Annotated in this window: 14 protein-coding genes; 8 read left to right on the top strand and 6 right to left on the bottom strand. The window is 41.6% G+C overall.

What is annotated here, in order from left to right; all coding sequences use genetic code 11:
* Window positions 1-30 precede the first annotated feature (30 nt).
* From ACFQZS_RS09050 to ACFQZS_RS09025, 6 genes are all read left to right on the top strand, one after another.
* Window positions 31-1,236 (top strand): hypothetical protein, encoded by a 1,206-nt coding sequence (locus tag ACFQZS_RS09050; protein WP_377099407.1) that lies wholly within the window; start codon window positions 31-33, stop codon window positions 1,234-1,236.
* Between the two features lie 113 nt (window positions 1,237-1,349).
* Window positions 1,350-1,922 carry a BON domain-containing protein gene (locus ACFQZS_RS09045; RefSeq protein WP_377099405.1) on the top strand — a complete coding sequence of 191 codons (573 nt, stop codon included), beginning with the start codon at window positions 1,350-1,352 and terminating at the stop codon, window positions 1,920-1,922.
* A 74-nt stretch (window positions 1,923-1,996) separates the two neighbouring features.
* Window positions 1,997-3,067, top strand: coding sequence for an ATP-binding response regulator (locus ACFQZS_RS09040; RefSeq protein ID WP_377099403.1), 1,071 nt, complete (start codon window positions 1,997-1,999; stop codon window positions 3,065-3,067).
* The gene (locus tag ACFQZS_RS09035) at window positions 3,057-3,689 is read left to right on the top strand and encodes a response regulator (protein ID WP_377099402.1); all 633 of its coding nucleotides are present in this window, start codon (window positions 3,057-3,059) and stop codon (window positions 3,687-3,689) included. The genes ACFQZS_RS09040 and ACFQZS_RS09035 overlap by 11 nt, the downstream gene beginning before the upstream one ends.
* 689 nt (window positions 3,690-4,378) lie before the next feature.
* On the top strand, window positions 4,379-4,921 hold the full coding sequence (locus ACFQZS_RS09030) for a hypothetical protein (RefSeq protein ID WP_377099400.1): 543 nt from the start codon (window positions 4,379-4,381) through the stop codon (window positions 4,919-4,921).
* On the top strand, window positions 4,918-6,018 hold the full coding sequence (locus ACFQZS_RS09025) for an acyltransferase family protein (protein WP_377099398.1): 1,101 nt from the start codon (window positions 4,918-4,920) through the stop codon (window positions 6,016-6,018). The genes ACFQZS_RS09030 and ACFQZS_RS09025 overlap by 4 nt, the downstream gene beginning before the upstream one ends.
* A gap of 163 nt (window positions 6,019-6,181) precedes the next feature.
* Here ACFQZS_RS09025 and ACFQZS_RS09020 read toward each other — a convergent pair whose 3' ends face one another.
* The 5 genes from ACFQZS_RS09020 to ACFQZS_RS09000 form a co-directional block, all read right to left on the bottom strand.
* The gene (locus tag ACFQZS_RS09020) at window positions 6,182-6,496 is read right to left on the bottom strand and encodes a hypothetical protein (RefSeq protein ID WP_377099396.1); all 315 of its coding nucleotides are present in this window, start codon (window positions 6,494-6,496) and stop codon (window positions 6,182-6,184) included.
* 278 nt (window positions 6,497-6,774) lie between these two features.
* Window positions 6,775-8,190: an efflux transporter outer membrane subunit gene (locus tag ACFQZS_RS09015; protein WP_377099394.1), complete on the bottom strand. Its 1,416-nt coding sequence runs from the start codon at window positions 8,188-8,190 to the stop codon at window positions 6,775-6,777.
* 30 nt (window positions 8,191-8,220) lie between these two features.
* A complete protein-coding gene (locus ACFQZS_RS09010; RefSeq protein ID WP_377099392.1) occupies window positions 8,221-11,427 on the bottom strand; it encodes an efflux RND transporter permease subunit in 3,207 nt (1,068 codons plus the stop codon).
* Between the two features lie 111 nt (window positions 11,428-11,538).
* Window positions 11,539-12,672 (bottom strand): efflux RND transporter periplasmic adaptor subunit, encoded by a 1,134-nt coding sequence (locus ACFQZS_RS09005; protein ID WP_377099627.1) that lies wholly within the window; start codon window positions 12,670-12,672, stop codon window positions 11,539-11,541.
* A gap of 307 nt (window positions 12,673-12,979) precedes the next feature.
* Window positions 12,980-13,579: a TetR/AcrR family transcriptional regulator gene (locus ACFQZS_RS09000; protein WP_377099390.1), complete on the bottom strand. Its 600-nt coding sequence runs from the start codon at window positions 13,577-13,579 to the stop codon at window positions 12,980-12,982.
* 206 nt (window positions 13,580-13,785) lie between these two features.
* Here ACFQZS_RS09000 and ACFQZS_RS08995 point away from each other — a divergent pair, with 206 nt between their 5' ends.
* Both ACFQZS_RS08995 and ACFQZS_RS08990 read left to right on the top strand, forming a co-directional pair.
* Entirely contained in the window at window positions 13,786-14,658 is an 873-nt protein-coding gene (locus tag ACFQZS_RS08995; protein ID WP_377099388.1) for a helix-turn-helix domain-containing protein, read from the top strand.
* Window positions 14,659-14,746: 88 nt separating this feature from the next.
* Window positions 14,747-15,559 carry a class I SAM-dependent methyltransferase gene (locus ACFQZS_RS08990; protein WP_377099386.1) on the top strand — a complete coding sequence of 271 codons (813 nt, stop codon included), beginning with the start codon at window positions 14,747-14,749 and terminating at the stop codon, window positions 15,557-15,559.
* Between the two features lie 162 nt (window positions 15,560-15,721).
* Here the strand turns inward: ACFQZS_RS08990 and ACFQZS_RS08985 are convergent, their stop codons facing one another.
* Complete coding sequence (locus ACFQZS_RS08985; protein ID WP_377099384.1) at window positions 15,722-17,986, bottom strand: NADP-dependent malic enzyme; 2,265 nt, start codon at window positions 17,984-17,986, stop codon at window positions 15,722-15,724.
* Between the last annotated feature and the right edge of the window lie 58 nt (window positions 17,987-18,044).

The raw sequence follows: 18,044 nt of genomic DNA, 5'->3' as shown, positions 1-18,044 counted from the left end.
AAAAGGAGACTAATTCAAAACCATTGAAATATGAAACTGACATGTAAATTAAAACTAATACTATTGTTATTAACGGTAACATCATCAGTGTATGCACAAAACAGAAACACCATTGGTGCAAATTTTATGTACGGCGCCACCATGTTTGGCACACAGGGCGCATATAAAGGAATCGGTATTAATTATAATATCAGCACCGCGAAAAATGAATCGGAATGGACTAGGTTACTGAACGTTGAAAGCATATCCATAGATGCTACACTGTATAATATGAATGGTGTTAGCGGCAGTGATGCTTTAACCGTATACAATCCCAAGTTTCGCGATCAGGGATACTTTGGTAACCATATCGCTTTATCAGCCGGAATGGATATCAGATTGATAAACATTAACGGGGTTAAAGTGCTCTTAGCACCTGCCTTCGGTGTTTTGTATTCTGATAAGGATTATGTTACTACAGGAGGAGTAAATCAGGTTATGGGGGGCCGTTTAAACGCTATAAGTAGCGCAAAGTTAAAACTTGTGCTGCCAGTAACTTATAACACACACTTGATTATAGGGGCAGGTATTGCACACTGTTCAAATTCTAACACCAGTCATCCAAATATTGGGTTAAACAAAGTAGAATCTTTCATCGGCATAACACAGGGACTGTCATCAGGAAATATGCGTGTACCTAAATTTAAATTAGGAAGGAATCCCATTTCAGTTGAACTTATCGCAGGCTACACAGGACAAATAACAACAGGATTTTATCAATTAAAGGGTGTTAACTTACAACTGGATAAAACATTTCGCAATTCAACTACGCCTATTGTTAAAGCCGGTCTTACTGCATCTTACACCCATTACATAAATAATGTTTTAGGGCTCACATTAGGCACAGATATAGTATATTCATCAAAAACATCTCCATTAGGATCGGCCACCAGCGACACCGCGGCGTTTATGCAAACATTTCAAGGCGATTACACGCCGGTATACAGCAATTTTAATGTCGGGTTAAATACAGGTGTGGATATGCGTTTGGGAAGGATGGTATTCTCGGGCAGTTATGGTTATTACCTGGGTGGGTACGAGCACTATATTTATAAAGCAGGTGGAAATAGATTTGAATACGGCAGAATGTTTTACAGTACGCTTTCTGCTAAATATTTCATAACCCCCAAAGTAGCGCTCGGCGTCAAATCATACCTTAATAACTTTGGCGGTATCGGCGTTCACGTAAGCTTATAAACCCTCATTTTAAATACCTGATGTACAGACTTGTAGATCAAAACATGACAATCCTTTCATAAACCATACTACAGGCTACAAGCTCTTATTGGCCGAAATTTAAAAATACAAATATGAAAACCGCAAAAACAATCCAGCTCGAGGTCATGGCTGCTTTGGATGACCAGATTAATCCAAATGTTGCTAATATTGGTGTGAGCGTTAAAAATGGTGTAGTAGTATTAGATGGCAACGTAAGTTGCTATTCTCAAAAAATATCAGCGGGACAGGCTGTTTGGCGAATCTCCGGGGTTAGAGCGCTTGTTGACCAGCTTATTGTGATACCCTCGTCTCAAATAAAATCAACCGATGCAATAATTGCTGAGCATATCCTGGAAACCTTAGACTACCTTAATGTGGAAAAAGAAGGCCATATCCGTTTGAAAGTTGTACAAGGGCGAGTCTCAGTAGATGGTATAGTAAAAAGTGATTTGGAAAAACAACGGATTATAAGCGCCATTTGGATCTTACCTTATATAAATGATGTAATTGACACCCTGGCAGTTAAGCCGGATTTGTTAAATGAAGATCTTCCCGACATAATAATTTTACGTGGCGCTCCCGATTTATCTGCCCGTTTTAGAACATTTATTTGGCGCATTGTTCATATATTTAATCAAACCAAGATACGGAGTAATGTTAGCTAAGCCTTGAATTGCTCAACCAATGCGTAATTTAAAGTTTACCATAACGCCAAGACTCGGTTAATATCCTTAAAATAATGATTGCACATACTAACGAACTTTATGAAGTACTGGTTGTGGAGGATAATCCCGGTGATTTTTTACTGGTTGAAGAGATGATTGCGGAACAAATGATTGCAGTTGTAAGCCAGGCTCCAACCTTTGGCCGGGCCCGGGAGTTAATCAATGCCGGTAACGTGTATAATGTTGTTCTATTGGATATCACCTTGCCGGACCATGCAGGGGAACCTTTGATACGTGAAATGGTAGAATTGTGCAGAGACACCTCCGTGATTGTGTTGACGGGCTATTCTGACTTTGCTTTTGGCATCCGGTCATTAGCAATGGGCATTGCAGATTATTTACTAAAAGATGAATTAACCGGAACGGCATTGTACAAAAGTATGGCCTACAGTGCGGAGCGAAAAAAAGTGATCTTGGCCTTGGAATCTTCAGAGATGCGAGTGCGCAGTTTTGCAAGTCAATTAAATAGTGTATTGGAAGATGAACGATCCCGAATTGCCCGCGAAATACATGATGAGTTTGGCCAGCAACTTACGGGACTAAAAATGTCATTAACTGCGCTTAAGCGAACAAAAAAAGATATGGCGGCGCAGGAAATTATTATTGATGGGCTGTTAGCAGAAGTAAATACAAGTATCGCCTCTGTCCGCAAAATTGCGAATGAGCTCCGGCCAGCCTTGCTTGACAAATTAGGGCTCTTTCCTGCACTTGAATGGCTGGTTACAGAATTCTCTAAAAAAACTGGTCTCAAGGCTGCTTGTCACTTTTCGGTAGAGCCCCCAGAAATAGACAAATCAACTCAGATTAATATTTTCCGTATCTGTCAGGAGGCCCTTAACAACACGGCGAAACATGCTCAGGCAACCGAAATTATAATGCGTTTGGAAGAGAAAAATAATAATTGGCAACTAACTATAATCGATAATGGGTGCGGTTTTTTGACAAATAAGGCCGGAAACGCATTGTCAATGGGCGTACTTAATATGCAGGAACGCGCACATTTGATTGGAGCTAATTTAACTATTGAAAGCAACTCACCCGCAGGTACAAATATTACTTTAACATGGAACAATAATGCCAACTAATATATTAATAGCCGACGATCACTCCGCCATACGGATAGGTGTAAAACAAATATGTACAACTGAATTCCCTGCCATCCGTTTCGGCGAGGCGATTAGCTATGCTGAAGTTTTTCAACAACTTAAAAATGGTCCCTGGGATATTCTGATACTTGACATTGATCTGCCCGGACGTAACGGATTAGAAATTTTGAAGCAAATTAAAGCCGATAAGATAAAAATCCCTGTTTTGATATTTAGCTTTCATAGTGAAGAGCAAATCGCTGTACGCGCTTTAAAACTTGGTGCAGCTGGGTATCTCTCCAAAGACGCTGCAGATCTGGAACTGGTAAAAGCAATAAGACGGGTTATCGACGGAAAAAAATATGTTTCCCCGGCGCTTTCGGAAAAACTACTGGATTTGCTTGACGAGACCAGCGATAAAGACCCTCACGAACTTTTATCGGATCGTGAATATCAAACCTTATTACTAATAGCCTCGGGTAAAACAGTTTCTGACATCGCCAATATCCTTTCATTAAGCAAGCCCACCGTTAGCACTTACAGGGCACGTATACTTGAAAAAATGCGAATGAAGAATAATGCCGAACTGACTACTTATGTGATAACACAAAAGCTTTTATAACCAGCTGCTGCATCCGCGCATTTCAATCCCTTTCTATAGCGTTTCTACACTACATCTGTAAGGAACCGCAAGCGCATTTTTCAATATAAGGCGGAAATCCATAACCCCCCTACGAAACACTTGCACGTAGCACAAATGCAGATCTTTAGTTTGTAGACTAAATGACTACAATACTTTCATGGTTGCGTCTATATTTCCCCCGATGATGTTTTGCCAATTTTGATAAAAGATCATCAATAATGAAACTGACAACTTTTTTAATAGGAGATAAGTTTTCACTCAAAAATTTATTAAAAATTCGCGCAGTCCAACGTCTCCTGAATATTCCTTTACCAGCCTGTATTAACCACCCTAGATAAAAAATCACCCATGATAATAGAGATAGATGAATTTATGAATTTGGCCGTGCTTGTCGCTTACTGTTATGCTATAACAATGGAAGCCTATTACCTGGCTAGGATTGACCGTAAAATAAGCTTACCCAGATATCCAAATGGGGCGGTAAGACTCAACGCTATACTTATATGGGCCTCATTAGCATTTCCCAATGGCGAACCAAATGTGCGTAAAGCTATTATGATGTTAAATGTTGATATACGTTTACATAGCGCTTGTGGCAGCACATTACGTTTTCAATGTAAGTCTCATTTAAATAGTTCCGATTTAAACCTCAATAACTTTTTGCTTCCATGTCGAAAAAACTATATCATATTTTAGTTATCGAGGATAACTTAGAACATCTTACCATCTTTTGTGATTCATTATCATTTCAGTCAGATATTTTCCTACCACTTCGTGGTGAAAGCGTAAACGAAGCTAAAGAAATAATAGCTGCAAATATCTTCACATTCGACGCTATACTACTTGATATTTCTTTAACCAATGAAGAGGAAATTTTGAAACTCGCCGATATGGCAGGATCAAATGATAATGTACCCGTTATTGTTTTAACAGGGTATGCTAACTATTCATTTCAACGGAAAGCGCCTTCATTCGGCATTTCAGTCTATTTTTTAAAAAACTGCCTCACACCAAAGTTATTGCAAAAAAGTATAGTGTATGCAGTAGAACGCAATAGGATAAAATTAACGTTGGATGAATTAGAAAAACAGTATACGGCGTTGTTCCCAATAAATGGGCAACCAGTGTTAGTAACTGATATAAGCACGGTCGATGTGTCGGGCCTAAATAATTCTCCAATCGCGAACCATTCAACTCAATTATATAAATGAACGCCGAAAGAATTTATTTTGAAAAACATGCCGGTCGTAATGATTTTGATTTACGCCTGGACGTCATAAGGGTGGTTGCCATGTGTTCTGTAGTATGGGGCCATTGTCTCATGGATCTTGATGATAAGAACTTCGCGGGCTTATACGCTGTATTACTACAGTCTTCCTTGTTGCAATTGGGACGGGTTGGCACCCTACTTTTTTTTCTGATCTCAGGCTTTTTGATAGCTGATAAAATAAAGAGATTTACTGTTGTAAGTTATTTACAATATCGTTTTTCGTCAACCATACTTCCCTGGTTGGTATTTGTCTCTCTGCTGGTTTTAATTCAATTATTTATCACGCTGCCAATTGATCAAATATTTCTTGGTAGTAAACGAAAACTAATTGCTTTGATTTTTGAATTTTACAAAGGCGATATTTTTCATGCAGCTTATTGGTTTATTCCGGTTGTCATTATTTCGTGCGTAATTCTGATCATTTTTAAAACACAGCTTCAGAAAAACAGTTACGGAACTGTCTTGGCTTTAATTACCACTTTTTATGGCATCAATCTGTATTTAAGTTTAATACCGGCCAACCACACCACTGCATTTTTAGGTTATGCTTTTTTTGTATGGTTGGGTGTAATTATAAAAAAACGGGCTCCATTAATACTTAGAGTAATTGAGATGCTGCCCTGGAAAATTGTTGTACCGATATTTCTTATTGCGTTCTTCTTATCTTGCAGAGAAGGTATGATTTTAACCTATAACCATTCTGAAGATCCCTATGCTTCAATAAGAATATCAAACATTATACTAAGTTTGATTATTTTCTTCAGTTTATTAAAGACACATAAATTTTGGCAAATTTCGTATTTGAAACCTAGGCAATACGCCTTCGGTGTTTATTTAATACACTCCATTATAATAGTGCTTTCTACCCCTTTTGTTAATCAGGTGATACGTCTATTTAATTTAAACAATAGTTTGTCTATGATAGTATTGACGAGATTGGCATTCTTTACAATGATTTTGTTGACGAGCTATTTGTTAGTAAATCTGATAAGAAAAACACCACTATGTTTTCTCATAGGTAGACGAAAGAGTCAATGATATCAGATGCCGATAACTGCCTTTAAATATGGCTTTATAAAAAATCTTATTGCCAAGGTAACTACTTAATATACAAGCTAAGCAGAGTCCAGCTAAAATCGCGATGTTTTAATCATTAATTTATACTATTAACTTGTTCTGCACTCATACCCCTCTCAAGAGACTACGTGCAAAATATTTTACAACCGCTGTGTAAATGAATTAATTCATACTTTGGATACGTGGTTGTTTCACGTTTAGCACCCCGATACCGAACTGTGTCGATCTGTTCATTAATTTCCGCTATTTTACACAACTCCTTGATGTATGCATTGAGCTTTTGACTGGTAATTAAGGGAAGTGGCTTATTAAGTTCTCTATACTTGTCAAGTATTGAAGCAGTAACGTTATTAAGTGGTGTAGAAAGTTCTGTTTTGGTCTTTTTTATTGTGAGACTTATTTCATCCCGTTTTATATGCTCTTTTTCCAACTGCTGCATATCGCTTATTATCAGCCCACTAGCGCATGATTTTTATCGACCTGTAAACGGTTAGAGATTCCGCATCACGCATAGCAGTGTGATCGGCAATATATTGGTCCATTAAATCAAATAACATTTCCCTGTGCTCCTCCTTTCGCGTCTTACCTACTGCACCTTCCTTTAAAGCTTCAATAACCATTGAAGCTGTATACAATTCCTTGTCAATTCGAACCGTTCAAGACAAAACGCCGCTATCCAATCCGGAAGCGGCGTTTTTAATAATCAATTGCCAACTTTTACTGCCACCCGCCACCCAGAGCGCGATACAATGAAGACACCGCGTTTAGTTCATCGCGTTTTATAGTCGCCAATTCCAGCTCGCTTTGCAATACATTGCTTTGTGCTGTTATAACTTCCAGGTAGTTAGCCATACCATTTCTAAACAGCAAATTGGCATTGCCAGTTGCCTGTTGGAGCGTGCTTACACGTTGCGTAGCAATAACTTGTGCCTCTTTTAATTTTTCAATACTTGCTAAAGAGTTAGACACCTCACCAACGGCATTTAACACCGTTTGCCGGAACTGCAACACTACTTTTTCCCGCTCTACCTGCGCTATATTGTAATTGGTACTTAATCGTTTTTTATTAATTAGCGGCTCAACAACGCTACCGGCTACAATACCGAATAATGATGCGGGTACGTTAAACCAGTTGCTTGCCTTAAATGAGTTGACGCCACCATCGGCAGTAATTCTTAGTGCCGGGTACATTTCGGCTTTAGTAACACCTACATTAGCGTTGGCTATATTCAATGAAAACTCCGCGCTCCGTACATCAGGTCTGCGGCTTATAACTACTGAGGGTACGCCTGTGCTTATATTATCAGGTATATTAAACTGATCTAAGGTGGCATTGCGTGTTACCTTATCCGGCAAGGCTCCTGTTAAAATACGCAGCGCGTTTTCCTGCAAGGCAATAGCTTGCTCAAATTGCGGCACCAGCCTGGCTGCTGCTAAGCGTTGTGCCTCGGCCTGCTGTACCCCTAACGACGTAACCTGCCCCGCGTTATATTGCAGTTGTATAATTTGCAATGTACTATCATTAAGTTGCACATTTCTTTTTGCAACGGCCAACTGCCTGTCAAGCATAAGTAAATTGTAATAACCCTGCGCTACGCCGGCTACAATGTTAGTTTGGATAAACTTTTTGGCCTCGTTTGTTTTCAGATAGGATGCCAGTGCAATTTTGTTCTGGTTGCGGATCTTGCCCCAAATGTCGGCCTCCCATGATAGAGAAACATCAGCGGAGTAGTTTTCAATGTGCTTGGTACCTAAAAACTGGCTTAAGCTTATGCCATTCAAACTATTGTCTGACGGGCGGCTTGAGCTTACGCCCACATTAAGATTAACTTCCGGAACATTGTTCCATTTAGATTGCTTTAATACCAATTGCGATTGCTCCAGGTTTTTTACTGCAAGTTGCATATCGTAATTATTTATAATGGCACTATCAATAAGGCGCTGTAAAACAGGCTCTGTAAAAAACTGCCTCCATTGTATATCGGCAATACTGCTGCTATCGCCTGTTGTTTTAACATCTGCAGACCTAAATGCCACAGGCGTCTCGGGTTTGGGTGTTGCTATATCTTTTGATACGGAACATGCACTAATTATCAAAGTGATAAGTGCCAATCCGGTTAAATACTTTTTCATTTCTTTTGATTTTATAGTGATGAATCCCAATTAAGCGTTCAAAGCAGGTTCTAACTCGTGCACCGCGTGTCCGTTTAAATGATGTTCTCCTTCTGTTTTAGCAGGTTTTGGTTTGCCGGTTATCCTTTCCTGCAAACCCTGGAAAATAACGAACAGTACAGGGATAATAAATAAGCCCAATACAACGCCGGATACCATCCCTCCTGCTGCTCCGATACTTATAGAATGGTTACCTTGTGCAGATGGACCCGTTGCTATACTCATCGGGAACAATCCGAAGATGAAGGCCAACGATGTCATGATGATTGGTCTTAGCCTTAATTTTGCAGCCTCCATGGCCGCGCCAACTAAAGACAAGCCCGCTTTCCGCCGCTGTACGGCAAACTCCACAATAAGGATAGCGTTTTTGGCAAGCAAGCCTATCAGCATGATGAGGGCCACCTGTACGTAAATGTTATTTTCAATACCGGTAAAGCCAAGCACTACAAACGTTCCTAAAATACCGGTTGGGATAGACAGCATAACAGCCAGTGGCAGTATATAACTTTCGTACTGGGCTGCCAGCAGGAAGTAAACAAACACCAGGCACAGCATAAAGATCACGCTTGATTGCCCCAATGATGAGATCTCTTCGCGGGTTTGACCCGAGAACTCAAACGTAAAACCTGAAGGTAATTCCTCTTTCGCGGTTTCCTTTATCGCCTCTATGGCGTCGCCGGAGCTAAAGCCTGGTTTTGGGATAGCATTTACCTCGATAGAGTTAAACAGGTTAAACCGTGAGGCGGTTTCTGAGCCATAAACCCGTGTTAGTTTAACCAATGTGCTGATAGGCACCATTTCGCCTGTTTTGTTTTTCACAAATACACGGTCAATAGACGCGGGGTCGGTACGGTCGGCTATATCAGCCTGAACCACTACGCGGTAGTATTTACCAAAACGGTTAAAGTCTGACGCCTGCGCGCTACCAAAATAGGCCTGCATGGTTTGCAAAACATCCTTCACGCTAACACCTAACTGATTGGCCTTATCGTCATCAACCTCTAGCTGCAGCTGCGGATAATCGGCTTTAAAGGAGGTGAATGCTTGGGCGATGGCTGGCTTAGCCATTAGTTTTGCAATAAAATTATTGGCAACGCCGCTAAACTTATCCAGCTTGCCGCCTGTTTTATCCTGCAATACCACGTTCAGTGCTTCCACGTTACTAAAGCCGGGCACAGTTGGAAAGCTGAATACAAAGAAGCTACCGGCAGTAATTTCTGCCAGTTTTCCGCGCAGGATATTTTGTATCTCGTCTATATTTTTAACCTCTCCCCGTTCATCATAAGGTTTAAGCAGTACAAAGAACACTGCTGATGAGGGACTTGTTGAGTTGGTTAACAGATTAAAGCCGGAAATACCGGTAACATAACGCGCAGATGGCATAGCGTTAGCAGCATCTTCCGCTTGCTTTACTATGGCGCTTGTACGGTGCAATGATGCCCCCGAAGGTGTGCTAACTGATATGGCGATAAAGCCCTGGTCTTCTGTTGGGATAAAGCCTGATTTTGTTGTATTAACCAGGTATACGGTCGCGCCAATTACCAGCGCCAAACCAGCTATAGCTATTTTTTTATTTTTTATCAGGAATTTAACACCGCCCAGGTATCTATCCGTTATGGTGCTGAAGCTGCGGTTAAAGCCTGCATAGAACTTTTCCTTAAAACCTTTTTTAGGTTCATTAGCGCCCGCGCCATTGTGATTGCTCTTTAAGATCAATGCTGCCAATGCCGGACTAAGCGTTAACGCGTTAACGGCTGATATTACAATGGCTATTGACATCGTGAACGCAAATTGCCTGTAAAATACCCCGGTAGAACCCGTCATAAAACCAACGGGTAAAAATACCGCGGCCATAACCAGCGTAATGGAAATGATAGCACCGGTTATTTCGTGCATGGCTTTATTAGTGGCTTCCTTAGGTGGCAAGTGTTCCCGCTCCATTTTGGCGTGCACGGCTTCTACCACCACAATAGCATCATCCACCACAATACCAATGGCAAGCACCAGCGCAAACAGCGTAAGCAGGTTGATTGAGAAGCCAAACAGGTTCATGAAAAAGAAAGTACCCAATATAGCCACAGGCACCGCAATGGCCGGAATAAGCGTTGAGCGAAAATCCTGAAGAAACAAGTACACCACCAAGAACACCAATATAAAGGCTTCTATCAGCGTATGTTCTACTTGCGATATAGATTCATCCAACGCGGTTTTAGTGCGGTAGAAATTATTAAAATGGATACCAGCGGGGAAATCTTTAGCGGCTTTCTCCATCAGCTTATCAACTGCAATTTGAATCTCGTTAGCGTTTGACCCCGCTAATTGTATAACACCAATGGCAATACCATCTTTTCCGTTAAGGTGTGTCATACTGGTATAAGAGTATGATCCGAGTTCGATACGCGCTACATCTTTCAAATGCAGCACAGATCCGTCTGAATTGGCGCGGATAGCTATATTCTCATATTCTTCGGGTTTGCTTAGTTTGCCCTTATATTTTATAACATACTCAAAAACCTCATCGCTGCGCTCGCCTAATTTACCGGGCGCTGCTTCCAGGTTCTTATCCTGAATGGCATCCATTACTTCGGCCGGGGTAACTTTATAAGCGGCCATTTGAGCTGGGTTAAGCCAAACGCGCATAGAGTAATCTTTAACACCGCCAAATATGCTTGCCGAGCCTACGCCCGGGATCCGTTTTAACTCAGGGATGATATTGATCTGCGCATAATTGGCTACAAACGCCTGATCGTATTTTTTTGGATCGTCGGTAAACATACCCACAGCGCCTATTAAACTATTTTGCTGTTTGGTAGTGGTTATACCTTGCTGTACCACCTCTGCAGGCAACTGACTGGTGGCTTGCGCTACCCTGTTCTGCACGTTAACAGCTGCCTGATCAGGGTTTGTACCCTGTTTAAAGTAAACGGTGATAGCCAATGTACCGTCGTTACTGGCAATTGAGCTCATGTAGCTCATGTTTTCAACGCCGTTTATTGATTCTTCTAATGATGGTGCTACCGAGCGTAAAACAGTTTCGGCATTGGCACCTGGATATACTGCCGCTACCAAAACTGCAGGTGGGGCTATATCCGGAAATTGCTGCAAAGGCAACCTGGTTAGGCCAAGCACACCCAATATCACCAGTAAAATGGAGATAACGGTGGATAGAACGGGCCTTTGTATGAATGTTTTTAACATAATCTTTATTTTTTATTGTGATTTTTTTGAGCAAACGCTCCCCTGTTCGCCCAAAAAAGCGATGCTGAAACGTTTATTATGCCACCTGATGAAGTGGCTGTTACGTTATGTTTATCGGGTTACATTTGCAGCAACTTTGTCTGCCTTTTGCTGTGGCTGAATTACCGCGCCTTCCTGTAAGTGGTCAACTCCGCTTAATACAATGCGGTCGCCGGGTTTTACGCCATCCTTAACCAAGTAATTGTCTCCGCTTTTGCCGATAATGCTGATGGGGCGTTTCTCTACCTTATTGCTATCAGCAACTGCAAACACAAACACCTTATCCTGCATTTCAATTGTTGCCGATTCCGGAACTACCAGCGCATCTTTATGCTGCAAGCCCAGGCGTACCTTACCTGTATTACCGGCACGTAAAAGTCCATCCGGATTGGCGAAGCTGGCGCGGATAGTTATGGCAGCGGTAGTTTTATCAAACTGCCCGTCTATCATATCTATTTTACCTTGTTCAGCATAGGCAGAGTTATCAGACAATAGCAGCGTTACCAAAGGCAAGTGCTGTAGCTTATCTTTTAAAGTAGTGCCGGGGTATTGTTCTTTAAAGGCCACGAAGTCTTTTTCGCTTAATGAGAAGTAAACATGTACATCGTGTACATCAGATAACCGGGTTAGCTCCTGAACATCTGCGGGGCCAACCAGGCTACCTTGCTTTTTTAACAGGCGGCCTATGTAACCACTAACAGGGGCTTTTATAACTGTGTAGCCCAAATTGATCTGCGCGGTAGCTACATTAGCTTTAGCCTGTTCAATATTTGCTTTTGCTATATCATAAGCTGCTTTTGCTGCATTAAGCTGATAGTCTGCAATAACCTTGTTTTGAACCAGCGGGGTATATTTTTCTATTTCTAAGCGCGCGTTGGCTAAAGCGCCTTCTGCAGCGTGCTGACTGGCTAAGGCATTGTTTAAAGCAGCACGGAAAGGCTGATCATTAATTTTAAACAGTGGCTGACCAGCGTTTACGTATGCGCCTTCGTCAACAAAAACTTTGTCTAACGATCCGCTTACCTGCGGCCTCACTTCAACGTTAACTACACCTTCAATAGCTGCAGGATATTCCTGGTAAGTAGTGTCGGTGGTGGTGTTTATGGTAGCCACGGGTAAGGCCTGTGGTGGGGCCGCTGCTGTTTGCGGCTGCGATGAGCAACTGGCCAACGCAATAGCAACAATAGCGAGAAGTATAACTTTCATAATATTTGTTTTTGTAGTGGGATGAATGGTACCAACCGCTTTGCGGATGCTATCGAGATAAATTGTGCTCGGCTCGTCAGATGCCTTAACACTGTAATGTTTATTAACATCGTTAAATCTGTATGGTGAGTTTAAACTATTTGTTGTCATGATTTTAGTGAAAATATTGTTATAATGAGAGTATAATGTATGACTTGTATTACTTAGTTAGATTACTTAACAGTGTTAAGTAAAAGTTAACATTTGGTGAGTTTTTCATAGGCGTATGTATAAAGTGATTAAAATTATTTAGTATTTATTGAGGTACTTAAGGCTTAATAGTGCGGATAATTCCGGCTATGGCGTCTTTTAAAACTTCTTCGTTTATTCCATCGGGTACACCCTGGCGTACCAGGTTGATAGAGATCAAGCCATGTACTACCGACCAAAATGTATAATAGCGTTTACAGATCAGATCTTCGGGTGGGTTTTCCAACCCGGTTAGTTTGCCAATTACATCCCATATCATGTTGGCAGGTATCTCTGCTTCGGGTACTGAATTATCCCAGATACAACAGTTTATTTCTATACCAAACATTAGTTGATACAATTCTTTCTGTGCAAAAGCGAAATTCCAATAGGCCAGCCACATATCCTCCAACTGCTTTTCAGGTAAAGTATGCCTGTTCATTGCAGCCTCAGTATCTTTTGCTAACATGCGGTAACCTTGTTTGGTTAACTCAAGCATTAAAGCTTCTTTGTTAGCAAAGTATTCGTAAATAACCGGCGGGGTATATTCTATAATGTCGGCTATCTTACGCATGCTTAAGGCCTGCCACCCTTCTTCCTTCCCAATACGCATAGCAGCATCCAGAATACTTTTCCGGGTGTCATCTTTTAAGCGTTGTTTTCTATCCTTGCTTGCCATTTTATCACTGCATTAAATTATCTAACAGTGTTAGACAAATATACAGGTGTTTATTTTTAAATATATTCATCCTTTTGTCATTAAATACTATAAGCCAAATTAATCTTAACCTATTGATTTTAAGCGCATTTATAGCTTAACTTTTTTTCTGATATTCAAAAATTACTTAATTTTGAAGCGCATAATTTGTAAACCTGCGCAAAAGCATGCTTAATATTTACGCCAATAAGATCAATAACCCGCAAAACTACCGGCAGTTTAAATGCGGGGAGACTTTAATAACGTTATATAATTGCCCGCTTAAATCGCGCTTTCAGGATGTTTGGAGCAAGCATAATTATATTGTATACGTTGTAGAGGGCCATAAAACCTGGCACACCGTTACCGGCGACTATCATTTAGTGCCGGGTTCATGCGTTTTTATCAGGAAAGGTGCCTCTATAGTTGAACAGTTTTTTGATGGTGTATTTTGTCTGGTGATGTTCTATTTACCCGATGATTTTATTGCTGAGGTATTAAAAACAAAAGCGCTGCCACTTTATCAACCTAATAAGAAATACGAAGCTGTTATACAACTGGCAAGTGATGATCTTGTAGACGTCTTTTTCCGCTCCATGCTGACAATTTTTGAGAGCGGGCGCGAACCCGATCCTTCTTTAATAGAAGTGAAGTTCAGGGAGTTGATTTTAACGCTTGCCGGTAACAATAAAAACGGTGAGCTAATGGCCTATTTCTGTTCTCTGCTGCATGATCCGCAGGCAGTATCGCTACAAAGGGTTATGGAAGAAAATTTCTGCTATAATTTAAAGCTGGACGAATTTGCAGAACTAAGCAATCGCAGCCTATCAACTTTTAAGCGCGATTTTATAAAGCATTTTAACGTTAGTCCCGGTAAATGGCTAATGGATAAGCGGCTTCAATACTCCTATCATCTGCTAACCAATACCGATAAAACCGTTACCGAAGCGGCTTTTGAAAGTGGTTTCGAAAATCGCTCGCATTTTAGCAGGGCGTTCAACAAATTATTTGGCCAAACACCCCGAAGCCGCAAAAAGGCCATAGCAGAAGTTGCAGTGTGAAGTATTGACCTTTGCAGGCACATATCTGACCTTTAAGGCAAACTTCGCGGCATAATCTGTTTGTACGTTTGTCTTAAAATTTATTAAGATGAATCCAAACAAAGTTTTATGGGAAAAAGGAGACTTTACCCAATTAGCAGCAACCATGCGCCAAAGCGGCGAGGAACTGGTAAACACATTAGGTATTACAAAAGATATGTTGGTATTGGACCTGGGTTGCGGTGATGGTACAACCGCAATACCGGCTGCCAGGCTTGGCGCGCAGGTTTTAGGAGTTGATATAGCAAGCAATTTGGTTAAGGCAGCAAATGAGCGGGCTGTTACAGAAGGCTTAAACAACTGTGTATTTAAAGAAGGCGACGCGAGTGATCTTAACGAAATAGCAGATGATTCTTTTGATCTGCTGGTAACAATCTTTGGTGCCATGTTCGCGTCGAACCCGTTTGATACGGCGAAAGAAATGGTACGTGTAACACGCCCGGGCGGCCGCATAGTGATGGGTAACTGGATACCGGGCGACCCTACCCTTGTAGCACAGATACTAAAAACAAGCGCGGCTTTTACCCGACCCCCGCCTGAGGGTTTTATTAGTCCGATGCTTTGGGGTGTGGAAGCTAACGTAACAGAACGTTTTGTAAACGCAGGCATCGCGCCGGAAAATATCAGGCTTGAAAAAGCTACGTTCACTTTCAACGCGCCCTATTCGCCGACGGAGTTTTTAAAGACATTCAAAACGTTTTACGGGCCAACCTTGAATGCCTTTGAGGCCGCAGAAAAAGCAGGCACCGTGGCAGAACTGGAAGCGCAACTGGAGGCTTTGTTTATCAGCCAAAATAAAAGTGATAACGCGGCTACAACGTCTATACCGGCTACTTTTTTGAAGGTTACGGTTAAACGATAAAGCCATAGCTTAACATGCTAAAAAGATAGGTTGTCATTCTGAGCATAGCGAAGAATCTTGTAAAGCAATGCTGTATCAAGCGCAGAGCTTGCAAAGCATATAAGATTCTTCGCTATTGCTCAGAATGACAAAAAGCCTATTAAATTATTCTGAAACCCATAATTAGCATCCCTGCGCATCAATCACCGCAATGTTAACCATGTTCACTATCTCTCGTACTGTACTTCCCATTTGTAATACGTGTACCGGCTTATTAAGGCCTAACAGGATAGGACCTATTGCCTCTGCTTCGCCTAACTCCTGTAAAATTTTATAAGCTACGTTACCCGACTCCAGATTGGGGAATACCAGCGTATTTGCCGGAGCATCCTTTAAAGTGCTGAAATCAAAGTTTTCTTCAAGTAGTTTTGGGTTAAGCGCAAAGTTTACCTGCATTTCGCCGTCAATAACAATGTCAGGATATTTCTCGCGTATCACACGCACCACCTCAGCCGTTTTCTCCGGGATCTTTCCATCGGTTGAACCGAAGTTGGAGTAAGATACAATGGCGATACGTGGCTCTACATTGAATTTCTTAACAGCATCATTAACCAATACGGTAATATCCACCAATTCATCAACAGACGGGTCCTTGTTTATGCTGGTATCGCCTAAAAATATCGGTCCGCGTTTGGTTAGCATCATATATATGCCTGCAACCCTTTTTATTGATGGCTTGGTACCTATTATCTGCAAAGCCGGTTTCACCGTAACGGCATAGTCCATCGTAATACCGGATATAAGCGCGTCTGCATCGCCAAACTGAACCATTGACGCGCCAAAGTAGTTACGGTCAAGAATCAGCTTATTGGCCTGCTTCCTGCTCATTCCCTTGCGTTGTCTTTTCTTGTATAAAAACTCAGCGTATTGCTTTAGCTTTTCGGCTTCTAAGGCAGGCTCAAATATTTGAACATCATCCAGGTTGAGGTTATTTTCGTTCATCAGCGCCTTTATGCGTTCCTTATTCCCCAACAAAATTGGTATCGCTATTCCTTCGTCTTTTACGATTTGAGCAGCCTTTAAAATTTTGTAGTTATCCGCTTCCGCAAAAACAACGCGCTTAGGTGCGGCTTTGGCTTTATTGGTAAGCGCGCGCAGCATAACGTTTTCTACACCCAGGCGCTGATTTAGCTCCTCTTCGTAAGCATCCCAATCTGTAATTACCTTCCTGGCCACTCCTGATGCTATAGCCGCTTTTGCAACTGCCGGAGACACCGTGCTTATCAAGCGTGGGTCCATTGGTTTAGGAATAATGTATTCCTTACTGAATGTTAAGTGCTTAACGTTATACGCCTGCGTAACCGACTCGGGTACAGGTTTTTTAACCAGCTCTGCAATAGCATATACCGCCGCTATTTTCATCTCTTCATTAATGGCCCTGGCGCGCACATCCAAAGCTCCCCTGAAAATGAATGGGAAACCCAAAACATTGTTAACCTGGTTAGGAAAATCAGAGCGGCCCGTTGCCATAATAACGTCGTTACGTGTATTAACCGCCAGATCATACGCAATCTCCGGATCAGGGTTAGCCATAGCGAAAACTATAGGATTCGGGGCCATAGACAGCAGCATTTCCGGGCTAAAGGTATTGGCGCTTGATAGGCCTATAAACACATCAGCATCTTTAATAGCCTCGTCTAATGTATTTAAATGCGTACTGGTAGTTGCAAACTCTGCTTTAATAGGTTCAAGGTCGGCCCTATCGGCACGGATAACGCCTTTCCTGTCCAGCATCACAATATTCTCTTTGGTAGCGCCCACGCTCAGGTAAAGACGCGCACACGATATCGCTGCAGCCCCTGCCCCATTAATAATTATCTTTACTTTGCTTATGTCTTTTTGCTGCAATTCGCAGGCATTTATTAAGGCAGCAGATGATATAATGGCCGTGCCATGCTGGTCGTCGTGCATTACCGGAATATTCATCTCGGCCTTTAACCGGGTTTCAATTTCAAAACACTCAGGTGCCTTTATATCTTCCAGGTTAATACCGCCAAAAGTAGGCTCAAGTATTTTTACAGTATTTACAAACTCATCTATATTCTTGGTGTTCAACTCCAGGTCAAACACATCAATATCAGCAAATATTTTAAACAGCAAGCCTTTGCCTTCCATTACTGGTTTGCCGGCCTGTGCGCCTATATCACCTAAACCCAATACCGCGGTGCCGTTACTTATTACTGCAACTAAATTTCCTTTTGCAGTGTATTTGTAGGCATCCTCTTCGTTTTCGGCAATTCTTAAACAGGGTTCGGCTACGCCGGGTGAGTAAGCAAGCGAGAGATCGCGTTGTGAGCGGTAAGGTTTAGTAGGGATGACCTCTATCTTACCCGGCCTACCCATAGCATGGTAGTCCAGCGCGTCGGTCGTTTTTTTATTTTCAGTCATAAAGTTATTATGGTTGGATTAAAATTTTCTGTCAGCTTTAAAAGGGGAAAGCTACAAA

This window comes from Mucilaginibacter calamicampi (assembly GCF_042676765.1).
GTDB lineage: Bacteria > Bacteroidota > Bacteroidia > Sphingobacteriales > Sphingobacteriaceae > Mucilaginibacter > Mucilaginibacter calamicampi.
The sequence above is the reverse complement of the archived record's forward strand: the minus strand, read 5'-3'. Positions and strand labels throughout refer to the sequence as shown.

Bases quoted from the DNA above. Each gene is read 5' to 3' on its own strand.
- ACFQZS_RS09050 (WP_377099407.1), top strand. From the start codon at position 31: ATGAAACTGACATGTAAATTAAAACTAATACTATTGTTATTAACGGTA.
- ACFQZS_RS09045 (WP_377099405.1), top strand. From the start codon at position 1,350: ATGAAAACCGCAAAAACAATCCAGCTCGAGGTCATGGCTGCTTTGGAT.
- ACFQZS_RS09040 (WP_377099403.1), top strand. From the start codon at position 1,997: ATGATTGCACATACTAACGAACTTTATGAAGTACTGGTTGTGGAGGAT.
- ACFQZS_RS09035 (WP_377099402.1), top strand. From the start codon at position 3,057: ATGCCAACTAATATATTAATAGCCGACGATCACTCCGCCATACGGATA.
- ACFQZS_RS09030 (WP_377099400.1), top strand. From the start codon at position 4,379: ATGTCGAAAAAACTATATCATATTTTAGTTATCGAGGATAACTTAGAA.
- ACFQZS_RS09025 (WP_377099398.1), top strand. From the start codon at position 4,918: ATGAACGCCGAAAGAATTTATTTTGAAAAACATGCCGGTCGTAATGAT.
- ACFQZS_RS09020 (WP_377099396.1), bottom strand. From the start codon at position 6,496: ATGCAGCAGTTGGAAAAAGAGCATATAAAACGGGATGAAATAAGTCTC.
- ACFQZS_RS09015 (WP_377099394.1), bottom strand. From the start codon at position 8,190: ATGAAAAAGTATTTAACCGGATTGGCACTTATCACTTTGATAATTAGT.
- ACFQZS_RS09010 (WP_377099392.1), bottom strand. From the start codon at position 11,427: ATGTTAAAAACATTCATACAAAGGCCCGTTCTATCCACCGTTATCTCC.
- ACFQZS_RS09005 (WP_377099627.1), bottom strand. From the start codon at position 12,672: ATGAAAGTTATACTTCTCGCTATTGTTGCTATTGCGTTGGCCAGTTGC.
- ACFQZS_RS09000 (WP_377099390.1), bottom strand. From the start codon at position 13,579: ATGGCAAGCAAGGATAGAAAACAACGCTTAAAAGATGACACCCGGAAA.
- ACFQZS_RS08995 (WP_377099388.1), top strand. From the start codon at position 13,786: ATGCTTAATATTTACGCCAATAAGATCAATAACCCGCAAAACTACCGG.
- ACFQZS_RS08990 (WP_377099386.1), top strand. From the start codon at position 14,747: ATGAATCCAAACAAAGTTTTATGGGAAAAAGGAGACTTTACCCAATTA.
- ACFQZS_RS08985 (WP_377099384.1), bottom strand. From the start codon at position 17,986: ATGACTGAAAATAAAAAAACGACCGACGCGCTGGACTACCATGCTATG.